This is a genomic window from Hymenobacter coccineus (genome assembly GCF_001816125.1).
GTDB lineage: Bacteria > Bacteroidota > Bacteroidia > Cytophagales > Hymenobacteraceae > Hymenobacter > Hymenobacter coccineus.
Window position 1 is genome coordinate 1 of the sequence record NZ_MDZA01000450.1, and the last position, 19,958, is coordinate 19,958.

The following is a 19,958-nucleotide window of genomic DNA, read 5'->3' on the forward strand; positions in this document are numbered from 1 at the left end:
GAGGAGGGCCGGGCCGACCGGCGGGAGGGCGGGCCGGGCGCGGTGGGTTGCGGGTAGGGGCGGCGGGCTGACCGCAGGGAAGCTGGCTGGCCCTCTGGCGGTGGGGCGGCAGCTTCCCTGCATCGGGGAGTAGGCGCGGAGGCAGCGCGCGGGATGGGGCGAAGCGTTGGGGTGGAGGGCCCATAGTGAGCGAGGGAACGACCAACGCGAGCGAGAGAGGGAACGGAGGGCTCCGCAGCCCCGATGCGCAGCCACAGCCGGCGCGGGCGGTGGGTTGCGGTAGGGGCGGGCGGCACCTCTTTGGGGGCGGCCTGACCCGCTGTCGGTTAGTCGCGGGTAGGGCCCCAAGTTGCGGCTGAAGTGCGCAAGGGATGGGAAGGGCGCGACCAAAGGGAGCGGTGCGCAGCACGGGAGCGCAGCGCACCCCTGCACAGCCCGACCCCCGGAGCGACGAAAGGGAGCGGAGGGGGATGCGTCCTAAATAATGCAATAACTACGCTAGTTGGAAAGTGTTGACTAAAATATATACTTTAGCGTAAATTTGTATCAAAGCATAACCAACTTAACCTTTCGAGTCAACCTTTCGCAAGCCATGTTATTCAGCAGCTCAAAACTTGGTCACATTGGCCAGATTCTCAGCACCGGGGCGGTCTGGGAAATCGGCACTTCGGCATTTACGCCGCCTACGGCCAATGAGATTGAAACCTTCGTGCACGTCTTCATCCAGGTGGTGGTGGGGGTGGTGACGGTGGTGGCCACCGTGCGGAAGATGTTTCAGAAGCCGGAGGCGGTGGTGAAGCTGCCCGCCGTGGGGGCCATCGCCGTGCCGGTACCGGCTCCGGCGGCGGAATCGGAGGCGTCGACTACGACCGATGAGCGCCGTGCAACCGAATAAGCCCGGGGCCGCGGGGCCCGCCCGGCGTGCCGGCGGAGCGGGCGCCGCCGGTGCTGAGCGCGCCGCAGAAGATGCTGCAAGCGGCGCGGCTGGCCCAGGCGGTACCGGCCCTGGCGGCGGGCTACGTGCGGGCGTTGGGGCGGTGGCAAGGCGACCCGGTACTGCGGTTGGTAGGGCGGCCCATCATTACGGAGTGCTACCGTTCGGCGAAGCGGCAGGACGAGCTGTACGCCCAGGGTCGGACGGCGCCGGGGCCCATTGTGACCTATAAGCGCGGGGGCGAATCGAACCACAACGTGCTGCCGTCGGTGGCACTGGACGTGGCCTTTCTGCTGCCGAGCGGGGAGGTGTCGTGGTCGGGGCTGCTGCTGAGCAAGTTTGCGCGGTTGGTGAAGGCAGCCGACGCGCGGGTGCACTGGGGCGGGGACTGGCCGGGGTTTAAGGACCGGCCGCATTTTGAGCTTGTACGCTGAGCCGCAAGCCAGCCTACCCCCTTTCTTTCCCTTCGCCCTTTTCCTCCATTTTTCACCGATGAAAATCTGGCAAATAATCGTTCACGCTGCGGTAAGCGTCATTTTACAGCTCGTGGACAAGAAGCGCGACCAAGCCAGCAAGTAGCTGGTTCTTGTACCACCACGAAAACGGGGCCAGCTGGCCGGGCATGATGCTCGACTGGCTGGCCTTGGTCGTTATAACCTTGTTGAAGTTGCGGTTCCGTTCCCCAGGAAGGCGGCAGAGGTGGTATGAACGCTTGAGAACGAAAAGGCAGAAGTCTACTGGCTAAGCGTAACTAAACGATGGGGAAGTAATGCTGGACCTACGGAAACCAATTCAGATGAAGGGAATCAGAATGGTAATCAAGCAGAGCTACGTGCTCGGGCTAGCCACTGGGACTTGCCAGCCAGTGAAGGGCGTTGGTGTTTACCGCGTCTGGTAGTACAGTGTTTGGCAGTAGCTGTCAGGAGCGATAGGGGTGGCTGTGTATGCAGCGCGAAAGGAGAGTGACTAATTGTATTTGTATAAGTATTACTTATAATATGTAATTTTTATATATATTTGGATCCTCATCAGGTGAGTTGCCAATCATTAGGTGCTATTTGTTTCATTTTCAACGATCTACACAACTTCTTCGAAGACACCCTGCGCTCTGTGACGAACTGTTAAAAAATACGCAGCCCAAAGCTCAATAAGTAACGCATGTGCCATTCAAGTGGACGATGCGCAGTACACAAAAGAAATGAAGATTTCTAAAGGCGTTTCCGCTGATAACACTATGCAGTGAGCTACGCCAAAACCAATCTTTTGGGCTATACAACCCATCAACGCCAGCCATTTTTACAGACCTCAACCTTTAATCATATGAAAGGAAAACTTCTTTTTCTAATGGTTTTCAGCGTTAAACTTGCTTGTGCTCAGGTTAACCAACCAACCAAACAAACTGTCAATGTCAATTTTTCATCAGGTACGAATAAAGAAATTAATGTCGTTTTGAATGACATCGCGCCCTTCATTGCTTTGGAGTTTAAAGGAATTTGGCCTAGTGATGCTAAAAAAATAACCATTCGGCTTCTCAATACCGACGATGGCCCTACTTATGAGCAATTTATTGTCAATCACGATGACATACGGCCATTTGATTATGGTCAAAGTTTTACTTTGACGGCTGCTAGGATCACAAAAGAGTTGTTGCCCACACCAGCCTCTGGAAGAGAAACAAAAGTGCAAAAGGACGCTTTGGATTCCATAAACGCAAGGGCTAAAAAGGACTACGACGAGCCAGGTGGCGTAGTGCATATGCGCGACTACTACGATTTTGCTGAGAAACTACGGGATGGCAACGAAAAAGAATTTTCTGTACTGCTGGCCGCTCCGCAACTGCGCCGCTACTATGGGGTAGAAATAATCGCAGAAGGTGACACCAATGGTTCGCCGCCGACCCGGCAAATATTATATTCTACTAATGGCCTTAATAATAATCTGCCGATTCCCCTGCTTTACTCAGGAGCTTTAGAAACGCTTCCACACGACCGGTTCATACCATACTCGAGTATCGGAGCAGGATTTTTAGGAATAAAGGACGATAAGGCATACCCATTTTTCACCACGTCATTGGGCTTGCTGGTTACCCTCCGGCCTATTTATACAGGCCAGCGCAACCCGTTTATTCATCTTACCCATAGCAGATTTAGGGCAGTTAACGCAACATTGAACCGCGCTTACTTTTTAGGCGGTATCAGTACAGCAGTACTCAATTATCGTGGCCAAACATTAGCAACTTCAGCGGTGAAAGGCACATTAGGGCTCGGCGTCTTTTTATTGCCGGGTTTAGGGTTGTCATACAGCTTTGCTTTCGGGGGAACCGTAAATTATAATCCCGCCTTCGACAATCGAACCAAGCCTTTCTATATGTCTGGGATATCGTTAAATTTTACTGGGCAAGTAACCGAATTATTTAAGACTACTATTGGCAACAGTCTTGGGACGCAACCAAGCAAGTAATCCGCATCCATGAAATCTCTACTACTTCTCGCCCTGTACGTGCTCCTAATAGTGTGTGCTGCCTGCACCAATCTTGATGACCCCTTTGAAGGCGTTACTGCCGACCAAGTATTTACGCTAGAAGTCAAGCCTCGTTCTGGCGACACCGAAGCTATTCTCTCTGCCGATGGACGGTCGGCGCTGGAATGTGTGGTCAAACTCAATGACAAAGTGGCCCTTTATAGCCGTGTAGTAGTGACGGTTGCTTCCGACGATATGATGCTATCACTGACAGGGGCGACCACAGGGGCTACTGGCTCCTTGACACTGCCATTTGCTGGCCAACAAACCTCTTTCTACGCTATCGCTCCGCGCAATTATCAGGAGGAGGTTCGTCTGAGCGTGAGTAGCGGCAACGTGCGCACTATAGCGACCATTAAACTGCGCGAGGTATTGCCGAATCGGGTGGATGTAAATCCAACTCTTTTGCGAACTGCTCCAGGAACACCGTTTTCTTTTACTACTACCCTGGTAGATACTTTGCTGATATCTCGTGCTGTTTCAGGAAAGCTCCCTGTGCAATTTGATGTGCTGTCACCTGCTAAAGCTCCTCGCCTGCCGATAGGCCGAAGCGTAGCACAAGCCGATGGCTCAGCTAGCGTTATCACTACTGTTGCTTTGCCCGACACAGGTACATTCCATTACCGCGCTCGAGTTTTAGGGGTGTATAGCCAGCCTTTTACCATTAAATGTCAATAAGTCAGTGAATTAGGTTGACCGGCTGAGCGAACTGCTCGGCTGGTTGGCTTTCTTGAGCTTTGGTGTTGTGGCTGACTCCAAAGCCAGTATTTGGCTCGATACCGGTAATCCGCTTTGTAGGATTAAGCCTCTTTTGGAAACTTGAGAATAAGTTAGACTAACATAAGGTGAAACAGTTACTAGTTCATTTTTAGCTTGTGAAATGACATCCATTCGATTGAACATTCATTATTTTAATTGGTGGGACCGTTGTCTACGCGCGTTTCAATCACTTGCTGGACGCTGGCGGGCACTGCCGAAAGAAGGTCTAAGCCGGTGGCTGCCTCGATGGCGTTGACGCTGGTGCGGTAGGTGCCCCAGCTCGTGCTGAGCGAATTATCGTTGGGGGTGTTGATGGCAATGACGCGGGTAGTGGTGGACACGCGGGCGGCGTCGTTGCTGCCGGTGGGGAGAATAACAACTACTTTCCAGCAGTGGGCCGGGACGGTGACGCGGCCGTTGTCGAGGGTGGTGGCGTACCCCTCGGTACCGGTGCCGCCTTTGCCGTAGCTGCCGCAGACGACGTAGAGTTCGTGGCCGCTGCTGAGAAAGGTGCGGAGGTAGTTTTCGAGGTTGGCCCAGGTTTGTTGGTTGTTGCGGGGGGCCTGGGGCATCATGTTGGACATGAGGAACGTGGCCGAGTTGTTGGCCGCGGTGCTGGTGCGGTCGGCTGAGGGGCAATTGTGGCCGCGGTCGAAGCCGGCGCCGGCGTAGCTGCTGGCGGTGACGTGGTACCAGGTGGCGGGCAGGTCGGCATCGGGGCGGAAATCGTCTTGGCGGGGGGCGCTGCCGACCCAGGAGCTGCTGAGGTGCCAGCTCACCCAGTTGGGTTTGCCTTGGTCGCGGTGGTAGGAGAGGGCGTACTGGGGCTTGGAGAGCAGGTAATTGGTGGGTTGGCTAGGGTCCGTGGTGGCGCCGCTGGGGTTGCCGAGGGTCAGGTGCTCGGGGAGCGTGGATTGGCTAGGAGCTTGCGTGGGCGAGACGTCGGTGGTGGCGCAGGCGGTGGCCAGCAGGGCCAACAGGACGAAGGTTGAGGCGCGGGTAATTGCTTGAGGCATGGGGTAGCGGGCAGGAGCGCAAAGGTGGGGACTATGCAGCGGGGCAGCGTCAGGAGGGGGCGGGTCTGGCGGCGGCGTACTGGGAGCTGCTGGGCCGTAGACCCGGTGCGGCGGATGCCCGTCAGCGCGGAATGCTACGGGGTTCAGAGTAGCGGGATGCACTACATAGGCAAGGAAGCGCCAAGCCGGGGGCCGTGGTGGCCTACAAGCGGGGGAGTAAGCAACCACAACGGGTGCTCACGGCGACGTTAGGCGCGGTACTTGTGATGCTGAGTTGGGCGGTTGTTGAGCAAGTCTGTGCGGCTGCTATCCGGGTGGCAATTAGCGCATGCCCACACGGCTTGGCTAACTACCGGAATGCGTAGCGGAATAGAATGAGTTGTGGGACGCGTTAATTGCTGAACATTAATAATTTACGTTCCGGATTGGGTTTCGGAATTTGTGTGGTTAGCCAGTTCCTGCACTACCATCAAAACAACGGGGCCAGCTGGCCGGGCGTGATGCCGGCCAGCTGGCCCCGTTGCACTTTTCAGACTTTCTCGATTAGCCTACTTGTGGTAGCTCGTCGGCCAACCCGGTTGTTAATGCCTGTAGCCATTTCTGGCTTTGGCCAACGGTGGGGCTGGTTTTATCGGTGGGGCTGATGCGCTGGGCCATGGCCAGGGCCAGGCGGCTGGCGGTGGCCAGCTGGATTTCCTGGGCGAGAATGTTGTGTAGGCGGGTTTGGAGCGGGGGCGACACGGCGACGAGGGTTTGCAGCTCCTGCCCTAGCACGCGGATGCCAACCATTTGCATCAACTCTTCTTCCTGCGGGTCTTGGGCAATCAGCAGCTCGTAGTGGCGCTCGATGATGGCGTCTTCGATGAGGGTGTGGTAGTGCTGGAGGATCAGGCGCAGGTCGGTGCCGTCTTTGCCGCGCTGCTCGGGGCGGTCGTCCCAGGCCAGCAGTTTTAGCGCTACCAGCCCCGGTAGGGTGACGGCCTGCCAGGTAATCTGCTCGTTTACTTTGACGGGTTCCACGGAAGCCAGCACTTCGGCCAAGCCGACGACCGAAATGCGACTCAGCCCCTGGCCAGTGACTTGGACGCGGCCTTCGGCGTCGGCAATGCCGCCGAAAGGCATCAGGTCGACCTGGATGCCGGTGGGCTCGTGAATCAGGCAGAAGGCGCTGCTGGCGGGGGCGGTGAACTGCTCGTGGGCAACCAGCCAGGCGCGCAGCTGCTCGTACTCGGCTTCGTGGGCGATGAGCACGGCCAGGTCCACGTCGGTGGTGCGGCGGCGCGGGGCGGCTCCGAGGGCCGCATCCAGCCACAGGTCGCGGGCGACGGCGCCGACCAGAAAGAAGTCGAGGCCGAGGTGTTGCAGGCCCCGGGTCAGGGCCGGTAGTACCCGGTCGAGGCCCGAGGGGAAGCGCCGCTCAGGCGGGATGGTGGAGATATCGAGCATAGAGTTTCTGGGCGACTTCGCGGTTGCGGGCGTCGCCGCTCAAGAGTAGGTCGGCGTACACCAGCAGGGGGGGCACGCACTGGCTGGTGGGGTGGTGGAAATTCAGGCGCTGGTCGAAGGGCGCCCGGACTTCCACGCTGCCGGTGGGGTCGGGTACCAGCCGGAGCTGGCGCATGAGGGCCGGGCGGGTGGCGGTGCTGTAGAGGGTGAAGAACTCGGGCCGCAGGTAGCCGTCGAGCAGCAGGGCGGCGGCCGGCTCCCCGCCCCAGTAGGTAGCAGCGCCCAGGGGCTGGTTTTGCCAGCCGCCGGCAGCCTGGTCGGCATCGAGCCAGCGGTAGCGCTGGGGGGCAAGGTGGGGGCGGAGCGTATCGCCGTAGCCGGCTACCCAGCGCTGGGTCAGCTCCTCGCGGCGCAGCAGTTGGCGCGCTCTTCGTCGAGCAGAAAGCCTTGCTGAATGAGGTCGAGCATGACCTGGCCCACGGTGGCAACGGGGGTATCGGTGCGGGTAGCAATGGTGCGGTAGGGCTGCCGGACCAGGTCGGGCTGGGTGAGCAGGTGGAAGAGCACCCGCAGTCCGCTTTTGCGGAACGCCCGGCCGGCCGTGGTGGCGGTGGCCTCTTTGCGAGGGCGGGGCTGGCCCTGCACGAGGACGAACAAGTCAGCTTCCGGGTGCTGGAGCCAGGCGTTGCCGGCGGTATCGGCGTAGCACAGGCCGTGCTGACGCAGCTGCTGGCCCATACCGTCGGGTACGTAGGTGGTGACCAGTACCCAGGGCTGCGCGGCCGGGTGGGGCCACAAGGCTAGCAGAGGGGTGATGTTTTTTAGTGCCGTCTCTTTTACCTCCACGGTAAAAACGGCCTGCTTGCCCACCGTCAGGGTGGGCTGCTTGTGCTCGTTGGTGACTATCTTAATAGCCAGCCGTTTGCCCAACACGGCTTTGAGGGCGGTTCTTACCTGGGTGAGCAGGACTCGCTTGGCGGTGGGTTGTCTATCTTTCTCCATGTGTCTGTTTTCTGTAGACAAGGTAGTGAAAGTAGACAGAACGAGCGTTGATGCTGTTGGTGGGTAAAAGCACACAACGGGGCAAGCTGGCCGGGCGTCATGTCCGACTGGCTTGCCCCATTGCTTGTGGTGGCTGAAAATGTTCTTGCTAAACGTGAACGGATGGAACCTGGATGGATTGTTCGGTGAGGCGGTTAAGTGCCAAGCTCAAGTAATCAGGCGTAAGCACCCGCTTTTTGCGTGGGTTCCATGCCCCCACGGCGTTGATTAGGCTGTCCAGGTCCTGTGCCTCTTTGCGCTCAAGCAGGTAGTCGACGGTGGCAAGAAGCTCCATACCTAGCGGAGACTCGAAGCCTTCGATTAGATGGGCGAGGTGGCTGACTTGCTGCCGTTGCTGCTGGGTGAGGTGCTGAGCGATGTAGGCATCAATTTCGGGAAACTTTTCCTCCATCAGGGTGAGCTCGGCGGAAGGCTTGGCTTCCTTGTATTCCATACCGCGCAGAAAAGCGCCGTCCATGCGCTGGAGCACGAAGCTGAGGTTGTGGGCGAAGGGGCCGTACTGGGCTTTCTCGAAGTTGAGCTTGAGGGGCTCGCCGAGGCGCTGGAGGAAGTAGGCCAGCTTCTGCACTTCGATGATGCTGAGGCTGTAGCCGAGCGCCGAGTAGGCGCGCATGGCGGCCAGCAGCATGGCCCGGGAGGGCGTCAGTTTTTGGGCCGCGGCTTCGGGTTTGCGTTCGCGCTTGGAAATGGTAGCGGAGGGCTCGTAGAGCTGGATGGGAATGGCCACGTCGGCCAGGGCCTGCGCGATGAGGGGGCGCACTTGCGCCCAGTCGAGGCCGCCGTTGCCACAGCCCAAGGGGGGCATGGCCACCGACGTGATGCCGTACTCAGCGATGACGCGCTTGAGGTCGTCGAGGCCGTCGGTGATGTATTCGAGGCGGGACTTTTCCTTCCAGTGGCGCTTGGTGGGGAAGTTGATGATGAAGCGGGGGCCGACCAGCTCGTGGGTTTCGGTGACGAACATTTCGCCCACGCGGACGCGCTGCTCTTTGCAGGCCTGGCGGTAGAGGCGGTAGTTGAGGTCGAAGGCTTCCTTGAACTGCAGGGCGATGCCTTTGCCCATAACACCCTCGGTATTGACGGTGTTGATGAGGGCATCGGCGGGGGCCTGGAGCAGGTTGCCTTCGGCGGCGGTAATCATGGGGAGGGGAAGGGCAAGGCGGCTTAATAGTACCAAGCGGGCACTTCGCGCACGGGCAGCGCAAGGCCAGCCTGCTGCACAATTTGCTCAACCTGGGTGCGAATATGGTCATTGAGAACAGCAATTCCTACCAAAGCATTCACGGGCACAAACTGATGAACGAGGAACTCGGCCTGTTTGTGGCGCTGCAAATTGGGGTTTTGCAGGGTGGGTTTCCACTGGTCGGCGTAGATGTCGGCCCAGGCCAAGTTGGCCAGGTCGGCGGGGCTTTGGTGGAAGGAAGTGAGGATTTCGAAGGCGTGGCCGTCGGTGAACACGTAGGGCAAGCCCAGCTGCTGGACGTGCTGCACGTTGCTGAGCAAGTAGATAATTTCGGACTGGGGCGCGTGCTTGCCGATGCGGTAGAGCATGGGGCTGCGCGGACCGAGGTAGAAGGGCACGTAGTCGTTGAGTACCCCGCCAGGCGGGAGCGGCACGGCAATGCGGTTGCGCCGGTCGGTGAGGCTGGCATCACCAATATTCTGGTATGCGGCAGTAACGGGAGCAGGACGATTGCGGCAGAAGATGCCATGCCGCAGCGTATCGGGCAGGTTGGTGAGGTGCGTGATGCGGTAAATGCGGGTGGGTATTGGCTGGAGCATGGCTAGCTAAGCGCACAATACGGCTGCCGCGTCAGCGGGCCGATTACTGAAAAAATCAGCCACAACTGACTGGGACTTGAGAAGCCATAGTAACAGTAATTTTCACAGTTTAACTACTGAATTCATCTAGTCTCTCGCCAGCGATGAAACGGTCAAGCAGGGCCTCAGCTTCGGCGGCTAGATGGTTCTCCAGCATGTCGGCCTCGGCACGTAGGCTCGTGGCTTCTTCCATGCGGTCGGCAATAGTGTTTTCAGTGGTTTCATCCAAGCGCACGACCGGAAAAGTGGCGACGTCGGCGGGCTCGATGTGGGGGATGGACGTTCCATAGGCATAACGCTTTACTAAGGGCCGCCCCAACGTAGGATGGCTCAGTGCTGCGAATAGATAGCCGGGACGGATGGTATCAAGCTTAGGAATGATGCGAATAAGGTCGTGAGAAAAGAAGGCTTTTTCATGGTTCTTAGTCATTAGGGCTACGCTACCATTCAAGCCATATATCTGTCCTGAACAAGCCATAACAAGCCACCCTGCTTTTACATGATATTCCGCAGTATCACCTGCATTTTCGTGGTCTACTAATACCTTCTTGGTAATAGTAGCATTTTGAGCGAAAATTTCGTCGGCACTCATATAAGGAACACCGCCTTCACCGAATACTCGCTTAAATCGGGTTATCCACCATACTTTTTCAGCCACTTGTGACAGCGGTTCTACTGTGCGGCCCACCTCCGCGAAACGACGTAATACAGCGCTTGAATGAGGCGTGTAAAAGGTTGCTTCCAACCGTAGACGCTTGCCACCCATTTGTTTTAGCGAGACGCTGAAGCCCGTTTCAGGGTCGGCAGACTGCTCAATTGGTCCTATCGCTTGTGCAAATAACCCTTCGGCTTCGGTGACTAAAGCATGTGCTCGATTGCGCATTGCCACGACGGCGTTTACCTGCTCGGTGAAATGCGCTGCTAAAGCCACAGTCACTTTAGGTACTGGCAGTGCCTCTAAATGCGCCACTTCTAGGTGCTTGATGACGTGACCATACTGGGCTGCGTTCATCATGGCCCGCCCTTGCGGTGTCCGCAAGTATGAATATATCCAACCCCATTGCGCTTCCTCAAAGGGAACCACACGAAGCAGGTCGTGCGAAATCAAAATGCCTTCGTGCGTATCGAGTGAAAGCACGGTGCGGCCTACGTTGCCCGAGCACGTTACTACAATAGTACCCGTCTGCAGAAAGCGGTTTGTGGCATCACTGGTGCGTTCCAGGGCCAAAAATTTACGTGGCACCGGCCGCAGGTCGAACACCTGCGTGGCTGCCAGAAACGGCGTTCCATACTGCGGCCCCACCTGAATGCCTTTCAACCGGCCGGGCTGCCACACCCGCGCCAGCTGGCCCAGGGGCACCCAGCCGGCGGGCTGCGTTTCGAGGGCCAGCCGGACGCCGTAGCCGCTGGTCAGGTACACGTCGCCTTCGAGGCGGCGGTCGCCGCGCATGAGCAGGTGGGCCGGTAGCGAGGCCACTTTAGCCGTGTGGTAGGGCCAGGTGGTGGGCGCGCTGGGTAAGGGGGCGCTTAGGAGTGGTCGGCTAGCCATTGACGGAATGCTTGGGCAATTTGGCGGGTGTTGTCGTCCAGTACCTTTTTTAAGGAAGTTTGGGGCACGTACTGCACGCGGCCCTCGGCATCGGCTACGCGCACCAGCTCGGTCACGGGCTCCATCACCTCGTTGCCGCGCTCGTCGCGCACGTAGGTGCGGTTACCGCGCTTGTCGTGCCCGATGTGGTTGGCCACGGCCATAAACACGGGGTAGTCGGCGCGTTGGCCGCTGGCGGCTTCCAGGGCGATTTCGGTGTCGGTTTTGCGTTGCACTAGCAGTAGGCTGGTTTGCACGCTCACGTTGGGCTGGAAGGTATCGGGGTGCATGTCCACCGAGGCCAGCAGGCGGCAGTGGGTCAGCAGCCACTCGCGCACGTAGCCCAGGCCGGGCGCGCCCAATATGCCGTCGGGCAGCACAATGGCAGCGCGGCCGGTGCCAGGCTTTAGCAAGCGCACGATGCGCTCGATGAACAGGATTTCGGGCGGCTGCGACTTTTGCAAATTGGCGGTGCGGGCCCAGCGGTCGTCGGCCTTGTCGTACTGCCAGGTGTGGCCCAGGTCGTACTGCTCCAGCACGGTGTGGTCGTCGATGGGCAGCTTCGAGCCGAAAGGCGGGTTAGAGAATACCACGTCGACGCCGCCTGGCAGGCCGCGGGCGCGCAGGTCGTCGGCCCAGCGCAGGGGGTTGAGCAGCGAGTTGGCCTGGTAGAGTCCGCCGGCCCCGTCGTTGTTCATCACCATGTTCATTTTAGTGGCCTTCACCAGGTTGGGGTTGAAGTCGAGCCCCACAATGCAGGCCGCCGCGTATTTCTTGATGCGGTCGCGGGCGTGGATTTCAGCCTGGGTTTCGTTGTTGTGCCACTTTTTCAGCTCGGCCTTGCGAATTTTTTCAATCACGTGGTTCATGCCCGCAATCAGAAAGCCTCCGGTACCGCAGGCGGGGTCGAGCATGAGCTGACCCTCGGCGGGGTCGAGCATGGCCACGGCCATGTCGCAGAGGTTGCGCGGGGTGAAGAACTCGCCCCGGTCGCCGCGCAGGTTCGAGCCCACGATTTCCTCGTACGCGTGGCCCTTCACGTCCACGTCCGATTGCAGCAGCGAGTAGCCCTGTAGCTGGCTCACGAGGTAGGTGAGTACGGGCGGCAGCAGGTCGATGCCGTCTTTAGGCTGGAAGATAGCCGGGAAATCGGCCCGCACGGCGTTGAACAGCTTATCGAGGCGGCCTTTCACCACGAGCTGTCCGTTCAGCGACTTGCGCTCCGTGGCCGTCGTGTAGAAGTCGATGGCGTCGGAGCGCTCGTCCTGGATTTTACAGAATATGAGCTTGAGTAGCTCCCAGAAGGCTTCGGGCTTTTGCAGGCCCTGGTTGGCGGCGATGTAGTTATGGCAGCGCTTGAAGGCGAACATCAGTGCGTCGGAAGTAGCCGCCTTAAGCTGGTCGAAGCGCGGGCGTTCGGCATCGTCTTCTTTCTGGCCGAAGATGGGTACGTCGGGCACTTCATCAAAATCGACCTTACCGCCCTCCACCATGCGACGGTAGCAAAACCGCTCCACGCCGTTGGTCCACATGCCGTAGACAGCATTAGGGCAGGCGGTGAGGTAGCTTTTGAGCTGTTCGACGCCTTCTTTGCGGTCAGTCGATTTTACCTTATCGGACTTGCACTCCACCACCAAAAAGGCGTTTTCGACAGCATGGGGCTTGTTGGGGGCAAAAATTAGGATGTCGGCGCGGGTTTTTTTGCTGCCGATGGGCACCGGAAATTCCACAGCCACATGGGCTTTAGGGTAGTGGTATTCGCGTACCAGGGACTTGAGGATTTCCTGGCGAACGTATTCTTCGGGGGTTTCCTGGCGTTGAGTTTTGCCGTCGATGAAGTCGAGCAGCTTGCCCTGTTGGATTAGTACGGGTGCCGGTGGGAGAGCCGTAAAAGTTATAGCAGTTTGGGCAGAAGAAGCCAATGGAAGCTAAAAGAAGGAGCAATGGGGTTATTGCAATTCAAAAGTAGGCCCCTAAGGATCAAGTAAACCTTGTATTTCTTGGAGACATTATTAATTTATATACAGCATTGAAATGCGTATTTCGTTGAAGCAGCGGGTGATAGTGACGGACCTTTTAGTCGTGGTTGCCATTCATTAGTCGATTATTTTCCTCGCGGTGCCGTTTGTCCATTCGTTTCTGCGCTTCGGGGCCGGCTTTCCAATCGGGGCGGGTTTGGCGCTGAGTGGCGGCGCGAGCCTCGGCGCGCTGCTGCTGCGCCTGCGCGGGGGTAATGAGGCCGCGGCGGGCTCTCTGGTTGGTGATGGTGAGCTTCTGGCGCAGGTGTTCGGCATTGGGGTGGTCGGCAGGGATTTGCTGGGCCACGTGCGCGAGCAGCCGGGGGGCGGCGTCGTCGAGTAGCTGCACGGCCTGGGCCTGCTGGCTGGCCCCGGTGGCTTTCTGGTCGAGGTGGCGGTTTTCGAGGAAGCAGGCCTTTTGCTCGAAGTAGGCCGCAATAAGTTTGTAGAGCGTGCCCACGTCGAGGGCCTGGTAGAAGTTGTGGCCGCTGGTGCGGGCTTCTTTCAGGGCCAGGATGATGTCTTTGATGCTATCGTGGGAGTAGGTGCGGGCCAGGTCGTCGGCCAGGGCGATGAGGTCGGCGGCGTCGGGCTTTTCTTTGACCCGGAGCGAGTCGACGAAGGCGCGGAGGATGACGACCAGCAGCTTGACCACTGCGCGCTCGCCGAGGTGGTGTGCGAGCTGGAAGATTTTGGGGGCGGCCAGGGCCTGGGCTTTGGTGAGGCCGATGCCGATGTCGGCCAGCATGGCGCGGGTTTCGGCGGTGGAGGCGGCGGCCAGGGCGCTAGTCGTAGCGGCGGCTGCGGTAGCCAGTAGATGGGATTCCGGCGTTTGGTTGGCCGGTACCATCGGCGGCGGGGCGCTGGACGTGGGGAGCGAGTTTGAGGCGGTTGTCGTTGGCATCGTTCAGCATGAAGCGTTTGGCGGTGGCAATCCAATCTTGGCGGGTGGGGGGGAGGCCCGTTTTCTTGTCGCGCCAGGTGTCGACCAGCTGGTGGTAGTGGCGGAGGTCGGCCAGGGCGTAGTCGGTGCCTTCGAAGGCCGCAGTGAAGGCGGCGAAGTCGTAGATGGCCGACTGGGTGAATGGCACGTCGGGCAGGGCCTCGCGCCGGCGCGCCGTGGCGCCCCGGGCGGTAGTAGCGGCGCGGCCGGAGCCGGCTGGCTCCTCTTCGTTCAAATGCTCGACGCGCGTTTTTTTTGGCGCGCCCCGCTTGATTCGCGGCGTCTTTTTGGACCCTGCGCTTGGGGGCGGCGGTTCCGCATCGAGCACCTGCGCTTCTGATAGCCCTTCGCCGGGGAATCTTTCACCTATTTTTTTTGGGGCAGCGGCGGGGCTGTTTTGGTGGATGGTTTTAGTACTTCCTGTTTTATCATATAGGGAGTGTTCGGGCACTACTGCCCCCGATAAACTGCCCACCGGGGGCACTACTGCTCCAAGCGGTTCGGGCACTTCTGCCCCGGATAAGCTGCTTTTACCGGGGGCACTTTTGCCCATGGTAGGGGTTTTTACGGCGGGCACATCTGCCCCCGATAAATCGGTGAGGTAGCAGCGGCTGGGCTGGTGGCGGGAGTGGCTGGGCTGGTAAGTGAGCAGGGCCCACGCTTCGAGGTCGCGCAGGGTGGCGCGGTAGGTGCGCTCGTTGCCGATGTGCGCGGCCTGCATGATGGCGGCGTGGTCGAGGGCGAGGCCGGGTTCAAAGAAGCCGGCGTTCCACGCGAAGAACAGGGCCCAGTACAGGCTGACGTGGTGCGGCGTGGCCGCCGCGTTGCCGCTGAGCCGCTGGTGCGCGGCGCGGGTGTGCTGGATGTAATTCACCGGCGCGGCGGCTAAGCCGCCTGGGCGGCGCGGTGGTAGCGGCGGGGGTAGGCGTCGAGGACGGAGCGGCGGAACCCCCAGTCCTTCTCGTTGAGCCGGACGCCGGCGATGCGGCCGGCGCGGCGGGCGCGCAGCAGGGCCTCGGCGCACAGGCCGAGGTACGCGGCGGCGGCTTTGGTGCTCAGCACCTCGTCGGGCCGGGTGGCGGTGGCCAGGGCGCGGGCGTGCTCAGCGGCTTCGAGGCGGGCCAGCCGCTCGGTCAGCTCCTGCCAGTCGGTGGCGGATAGGATAACGGCGGGCTGCATGGCTATTCGGTGGCGGCGAGTTGGCGGGTGCGTTCCTCCGCCTGCCGGCGGCGGGTGAATTCGGCCTCGGCCACCTCGAGGAAGGCCTCCACGACTTCGCGGCGCTGGCTGCGGCCGTGGATCGTCTGGTAGACGCCGGCGCGGCTGGCCTTGACGCCGCGGTCGGTTAGGAGCTTGAGGACGTCCTTCACCGCTTGGTTGCGGGGCCCCAGTCGTTCATAAATATCGCGCAGGGTGGGAGCGGCGCTTGTATTATGTTCCATGTTGTTTGTATTTGTGTATATTTGTAGTGGAAGTCGTTGTTTGTATTGGACAAAAATACATTTACTGAAGCGCAATAATTGCACTTTGTTACAAAATAGATGGAACAGCCCAACGCTGCTAGTACCCGTATTGAGGCTTGGCTTACTCATAAGGGCCTGAATGCCAATTCGGCATCGCAGAAACTGGGATATGCAAATTCCAGTAAAATGTACAAAATTTTACAAGGCACAAGCCCGGGGTTTGACACGTTGGTGGAGATCCTGAAGGTGTGGCCCGACCTGTCGCCGGACTGGCTGCTGCTCGGCAGCGGGTCGATGGCGCGCGACGGGGCCCCGGACGCGGCCAAGCCCGGGGTTCCCGGGGTCACGGTGCGCCAGGTGGGGCGCGGCGACCGGGTGCTGGTGACGGTTGACGACAAGGAGCGTGAAAACACGGTGCTGGTGCCCATCCCCGCGCAGGCGGGGTACTCGGTGGCCCACAACGAGGCGGTGTACTTGCAGCAGTTCGGGACTTACAAAATCCCGGGCTTTGAGCGGGGCGAGTTCCGGGCGTTCGAGGTGGCCGGCGACAGCATGGAGCCCACCATCAACCACCGGGACGTGGTGGTGGCCTCGCGGGTGGAAGAGCTGCGCTTGCTGGAGCCGGGCGAAGTGTACGTGGTCGTGACGGCCGAATCGGTGATGCTCAAGCGCATCAAAAACCGGTTGCGGGCGGAAGACAAAGAAGTGACGCTGCACTCGGACAACCCGCACCGGCTGCCCTACGGGATGGAAACCCGCGACATCCAGGAACTGTGGCGGGTGCGGGGGTACGTCTCCAGCTACATCCCGAGCGCGCCCGATATCACGGTGGAGCGGCTGTGGGAAGTCATCGAGCAGTTGGGCTTCGACCGGGGCGAGGTGCGGCGGCATTTAATGGAAAACGCCCCCCCTGACGCCCCCCATTAAAATCAGAAGGCCGCTACCGAGTAGGTAAGCGGCTGATAATAGACAGTTTACCGAGTGTTCCGGCAGTGTGGTTGGGCCCCGACAGGAGGCTCCAAATGTGTTAAGACCGCTGTAAATTGAGCATTTACAGTGGTCTTTTTTGTTTGTGTGTCCGCCGGTGTGCCCGGCTGGTTGATTTTATGGCTGAAAAAACCCAAAACCTCACCTTCTGCGGCCTCGATGGCTTCCTTCACGGCAGCAGTACGAAGTGGAAGTCACCAAGCCCGACGACGGTAGCGGCGACGTGTACGTGAGCACACCGCACGTGTCCACGCTGGGGCCCGGCGCGGTGTGACGTTAAGAAGTGGACGGAGTGGTGGAATAAAAAAATATCTTAATGTTGTACTCTTTCAATCCACTGCTATAACCCTGTACCCTATGAGCCCTGAAACAATTTCACTCACTCTTTCAATGAGGGCTAAGTGCATTAGCTGCGGTGTAGAGAATATTTTCCCAACAGTAGTAACAATACCGGTCAATCTCGATAGACCACTTTTAGTGCCCGCAGGTGATGTTATCGCAGACGGTTCAGACCGATGCCCAGTGTGTAACGGAGAGGTGCGAACAATGGGTGGCTTATTTCAATTTAGGAACGGTCAACTAGAACATGAGCGCGACATGGTTCAGTTGCGCAGGGAATGGCACATCATGTTTACCAGCTGCACAATAAATTCTCAAGAATATGGCAGCAACAACGAACATATGGTTTCACGCGTCAATTTCATAATTAAGCCAGGTGACGATTTTTTTGATGAACATCGGCGTTCAATTAGCTGCACGGTTTGTCAAGCGTATGGCGAGAATTATACTTTTGAAACTTCGCCGTTAGAAGTTGAAAACCCGCCAGAATTAGTTAGAAAAATAAACTACAGTGAATTCCAATTTTCTGTCGAAAGGTATTTCAGATCAGTGCTTGGTAATAATGGCGGTGGATTTAGACTAAATAATGCACATGATATAGCAATGCGAAATATGACCTTCGATATAGAAGGTCTTGCTGTCATTCACGCAGCTGAATCTGGTTCAGCCGCATGGTAATAAAAAAGCCCCAACCAACCGGCTGGGGCTTTTTTATTGGTATTTCCGGAGTTGCTCGGCGCTGCTTAGTTTGGGCCGTTGGTCGTGCCGCCAGCCCCGGTGCCGGCACTGCCCGCTGGGCTGCTGCCCATTGTGGCGCCGGTGTTGGAGGTGCCGGTGCTGCCCGTGCCGCCGCCGTTCATGCTGTTGCCGGTGTCCGCGCCGTTCGGGCTGGTGTTCCCCGTGCCGTTGGCGGGCGCGCCCATCGTGCTGCCCACGCCCGTCGAGTCGGCTATGCCGCCCACCTTGCTCGCATTGGATTCGGTACCCAGCGTGCTGGTTGGGGTGCTTGTGCCGTTTTCGCCGCCGCCGCAACTACTCAGGGACAGGCTGCCCAGCAGCAAAGCCGTTAAGGGTAAAAAGGAAAGGAAAGGACGCATGGAAATAAAGAGGAAAGGGTAGGAGCACCATTGCTGCGGAGGTATACGGTAAGAAGGCTGTCCGCACAGGAAAAAAATACTGGTTTTTCAACTACATAGGGCTTTACGCGAGTGGTGCTACCTTTTACGCTACCTTTCTGGTATAAATACGCAGTTTGTTTTACGCATTCACAAGACAAATGCTAGTGGGCGCTGCCCGGTTTAGTTGATTGTTTACCTCGACGGGACCCGGCTGATGCAAGCCAGGGGCTGGAAGTGCAAGCCCGCCGAGTGGAACGCCGAACGGCAGCAATTCCGCCGCACGTTCACGGGTACCAAGGAAGCCAATGAGTACCTGGTGCTGCGCCCCCGTTGAGGGTATTGGTCTGGCCTTCCTTTTCTTCGACCAACTGGTGGGCCACCACTTGGGCCGTGCCATCGAGAAGTTGAGCACCCCAGTTATCTGGCCCTAAACATCGCGCAAGGCCAGAGTCGCGCAAGGCCAGAGTCGCGCAAGGCCAGAAAGAAGAAGTCGTAGCACATCTGCTCTAATTGGCCGGTGCGCGTGAATTCGGTGTTGTCGTGCAAGCCACACGGCCCGCGGGTGAGCAGAATGAGACAGCAAGGCCCGGCTAGCTTTGCGCTGTTGTACCTGCCGCCGTTATCATGTTCCCATTTACGCCTATAAAAGGAATGAACTGCCGATCTCCCGCGGGGGGCCTGGTTTGGATTGGGGTGCTGTTGGGGGCGGCCCCCGGGCCCCCGGCGGTGCTGCGCAAGGACTTGAAAAAGGATTTCGGGGCGGTGGGTGATGGCCGCACCAACGACCAGGCGGCGTTTGCCCGGGCGGCGGCGTTTTTCAACCAGCGGGCCCAGGGCCCCGGCGGGGAGGCGCCGGCCGTGCTCTTTATTCCGCGGGGCGTGTACGTGGTGGGGGCCCAGGCGCCCGGGCCCAACGGCTACCGCTGGGGGGCCGACGTGCTGCCGCTGGTGGGTTGCCGCAACCTCACCATTGCCGGGCAGGACAGCGCGCGCACCGAAATTCGCTACGCCGCCGGCCTCCGCTACGGCTCGTTTGACCCCGCCACCGGCCGCGCGTTTCAGCCGCCGCCCGGTTACTTCACCGACCGAGCCTACGCGGCCAGCGGCGGGACGTGCGTGCGGCTGGAACGCTGCGAAAACGTGGTGGTGGCCGACCTGGCCCTGAACGGCAACAGCCCGCAGCTGGCGGTGGGGGGCGCTTGGGGCGACACGGGCATCCAGCTGCCTTTCGATGGGGTGTTCGTGACGGGCTCGCGCGGGGTGACGTTGCGCCGGGTGGCGGTGCACCACTTCGGCCGGGACGGGGCGCAGGTGCTCAACCACCTGGCCACCGGCCTGGCCGATCCGGCGCGGGAAAATATCCGGTTCGAAAACTCCACCTTCGACTACAACGGCCGCCAGGGGCTTTCGCTGACGGGGGTGCACGGCTTTCGGGCCGAAAATTGCAGCTTCAGCCACACGGCCCGGGCCCGCAACGCCGGCCTGGGCCGGGCCCTGTTCTCGAACCCCGCCGCGGGCGTCGACGTCGAGCCCGAGGGCGGCACCGTGGCCCACCTGGCCTTCGCGGGCTGCCGTTTCGTCGACAACGGTGGCCAGGGCCTGGTGTCGGACCGCCCGGCCGGCCCGCACCCCCCCCGCCACGGCCGACGTGCGCCTGGTGGACTGCACGCTCTGGGGCACCACCAACTGGTCGGCGTGGGTGACGCAGCCGGGTTTCTCCTTTGAACAATGCCGGGTGTACGGGGCCTTTGTGCACGGGTGCGCCGCGGCCAGCGCCGCCGAGGCCACGCGCTTCACCGGCTGCACCTTTGCCGACCGCCCCTACGCCGGCCGCCCGGCCTTGAGCCCCGGCCTGCTGCTTCCGATGGCCACGCCCGCGGCCTGCGCTTCGTGGGCTGCCGCTTTGAAGCGGCGCACGGGGCCTTGCTGCGCGCCGTGCCGCTG

21 protein-coding genes are annotated in these 19,958 nt (G+C 59.6%); 8 read left to right on the forward strand and 13 right to left on the reverse strand.

The window, feature by feature from the left end; all coding sequences use genetic code 11:
* The first annotated feature begins 592 nt into the window (after positions 1-592).
* The 4 genes from BEN49_RS24105 to BEN49_RS27375 all read left to right on the forward strand — a co-directional run bounded on the left by BEN49_RS24105 (position 593) and on the right by BEN49_RS27375 (position 4,132).
* Positions 593-895, forward strand: a complete 303-nt coding sequence (locus BEN49_RS24105; protein ID WP_070747393.1) for a hypothetical protein — start codon at positions 593-595, stop codon at positions 893-895.
* 26 nt (positions 896-921) lie between these two features.
* Positions 922-1,368, forward strand: a complete 447-nt coding sequence (locus tag BEN49_RS24110) for a M15 family metallopeptidase (protein WP_070747395.1) — start codon at positions 922-924, stop codon at positions 1,366-1,368.
* An 805-nt stretch (positions 1,369-2,173) separates the two neighbouring features.
* Positions 2,174-3,394 carry a hypothetical protein gene (locus tag BEN49_RS27370; RefSeq protein WP_125917207.1) on the forward strand — a complete coding sequence of 407 codons (1,221 nt, stop codon included), beginning with the start codon at positions 2,174-2,176 and terminating at the stop codon, positions 3,392-3,394.
* A 9-nt stretch (positions 3,395-3,403) separates the two neighbouring features.
* Complete coding sequence (locus BEN49_RS27375) at positions 3,404-4,132, forward strand: hypothetical protein (RefSeq protein ID WP_125917209.1); 729 nt, start codon at positions 3,404-3,406, stop codon at positions 4,130-4,132.
* A gap of 233 nt (positions 4,133-4,365) precedes the next feature.
* On the opposite strand, the gene BEN49_RS24120 is transcribed toward BEN49_RS27375, so the two are convergent.
* From BEN49_RS24120 to BEN49_RS24175, 12 genes are all read right to left on the reverse strand, one after another.
* Positions 4,366-5,229 carry a DNA/RNA non-specific endonuclease gene (locus BEN49_RS24120; protein ID WP_070747398.1) on the reverse strand — a complete coding sequence of 288 codons (864 nt, stop codon included), beginning with the start codon at positions 5,227-5,229 and terminating at the stop codon, positions 4,366-4,368.
* A 543-nt stretch (positions 5,230-5,772) separates the two neighbouring features.
* Positions 5,773-6,675 (reverse strand): nucleotidyl transferase AbiEii/AbiGii toxin family protein, encoded by a 903-nt coding sequence (locus BEN49_RS24125; RefSeq protein ID WP_070747400.1) that lies wholly within the window; start codon positions 6,673-6,675, stop codon positions 5,773-5,775.
* Entirely contained in the window at positions 6,647-7,093 is a 447-nt protein-coding gene (locus BEN49_RS26180; protein ID WP_083326436.1) for a type IV toxin-antitoxin system AbiEi family antitoxin, read from the reverse strand. The genes BEN49_RS24125 and BEN49_RS26180 overlap by 29 nt, the downstream gene beginning before the upstream one ends.
* Complete coding sequence (locus tag BEN49_RS24135; protein WP_070747405.1) at positions 7,072-7,677, reverse strand: hypothetical protein; 606 nt, start codon at positions 7,675-7,677, stop codon at positions 7,072-7,074. The genes BEN49_RS26180 and BEN49_RS24135 overlap by 22 nt, the downstream gene beginning before the upstream one ends.
* A gap of 148 nt (positions 7,678-7,825) precedes the next feature.
* A complete protein-coding gene (gene darG / locus BEN49_RS24140; RefSeq protein ID WP_070747407.1) occupies positions 7,826-8,878 on the reverse strand; it encodes a type II toxin-antitoxin system antitoxin DNA ADP-ribosyl glycohydrolase DarG in 1,053 nt (350 codons plus the stop codon).
* 23 nt (positions 8,879-8,901) lie between these two features.
* A complete protein-coding gene (darT, locus tag BEN49_RS24145; RefSeq protein WP_070747410.1) occupies positions 8,902-9,519 on the reverse strand; it encodes a type II toxin-antitoxin system toxin DNA ADP-ribosyl transferase DarT in 618 nt (205 codons plus the stop codon).
* A 109-nt stretch (positions 9,520-9,628) separates the two neighbouring features.
* Positions 9,629-11,008 (reverse strand): restriction endonuclease subunit S domain-containing protein, encoded by a 1,380-nt coding sequence (locus tag BEN49_RS24150; RefSeq protein WP_125917211.1) that lies wholly within the window; start codon positions 11,006-11,008, stop codon positions 9,629-9,631.
* 77 nt (positions 11,009-11,085) lie between these two features.
* Positions 11,086-13,068 (reverse strand): type I restriction-modification system subunit M, encoded by a 1,983-nt coding sequence (locus BEN49_RS24155; protein ID WP_204376198.1) that lies wholly within the window; start codon positions 13,066-13,068, stop codon positions 11,086-11,088.
* A 154-nt stretch (positions 13,069-13,222) separates the two neighbouring features.
* On the reverse strand, positions 13,223-14,014 hold the full coding sequence (locus tag BEN49_RS24160; RefSeq protein ID WP_070747414.1) for a hypothetical protein: 792 nt from the start codon (positions 14,012-14,014) through the stop codon (positions 13,223-13,225).
* Entirely contained in the window at positions 13,950-14,981 is a 1,032-nt protein-coding gene (locus tag BEN49_RS24165; RefSeq protein ID WP_070747415.1) for a hypothetical protein, read from the reverse strand. The genes BEN49_RS24160 and BEN49_RS24165 overlap by 65 nt, the downstream gene beginning before the upstream one ends.
* Positions 14,982-14,992: 11 nt before the next feature.
* Positions 14,993-15,286 carry a helix-turn-helix domain-containing protein gene (locus tag BEN49_RS24170; protein WP_070747417.1) on the reverse strand — a complete coding sequence of 98 codons (294 nt, stop codon included), beginning with the start codon at positions 15,284-15,286 and terminating at the stop codon, positions 14,993-14,995.
* A gap of 2 nt (positions 15,287-15,288) precedes the next feature.
* The gene (locus tag BEN49_RS24175; RefSeq protein WP_125917213.1) at positions 15,289-15,549 is read right to left on the reverse strand and encodes a hypothetical protein; all 261 of its coding nucleotides are present in this window, start codon (positions 15,547-15,549) and stop codon (positions 15,289-15,291) included.
* Positions 15,550-15,756: 207 nt separating this feature from the next.
* On the opposite strand from BEN49_RS24175, the gene BEN49_RS24180 reads away from it, so the two are divergent.
* Together BEN49_RS24180 and BEN49_RS27380 are read left to right on the forward strand one after the other, a co-directional pair.
* Positions 15,757-16,497: a S24 family peptidase gene (locus BEN49_RS24180; RefSeq protein WP_070747421.1), complete on the forward strand. Its 741-nt coding sequence runs from the start codon at positions 15,757-15,759 to the stop codon at positions 16,495-16,497.
* Positions 16,498-16,914: 417 nt separating this feature from the next.
* Complete coding sequence (locus tag BEN49_RS27380) at positions 16,915-17,574, forward strand: hypothetical protein (RefSeq protein WP_125917215.1); 660 nt, start codon at positions 16,915-16,917, stop codon at positions 17,572-17,574.
* A gap of 65 nt (positions 17,575-17,639) precedes the next feature.
* On the opposite strand, the gene BEN49_RS24185 is transcribed toward BEN49_RS27380, so the two are convergent.
* Positions 17,640-17,993: a hypothetical protein gene (locus BEN49_RS24185; protein WP_125917217.1), complete on the reverse strand. Its 354-nt coding sequence runs from the start codon at positions 17,991-17,993 to the stop codon at positions 17,640-17,642.
* A 672-nt stretch (positions 17,994-18,665) separates the two neighbouring features.
* Between BEN49_RS24185 and BEN49_RS29050 the strand changes: the two genes are divergently transcribed.
* Both BEN49_RS29050 and BEN49_RS24195 read left to right on the forward strand, forming a co-directional pair.
* A complete protein-coding gene (locus tag BEN49_RS29050) occupies positions 18,666-19,739 on the forward strand; it encodes a right-handed parallel beta-helix repeat-containing protein (protein WP_204376199.1) in 1,074 nt (357 codons plus the stop codon).
* On the forward strand, positions 19,714-19,958 hold a 245-nt coding region (locus tag BEN49_RS24195; RefSeq protein ID WP_158023071.1), incomplete at its 3' end, for a hypothetical protein. The genes BEN49_RS29050 and BEN49_RS24195, both read left to right, overlap by 26 nt.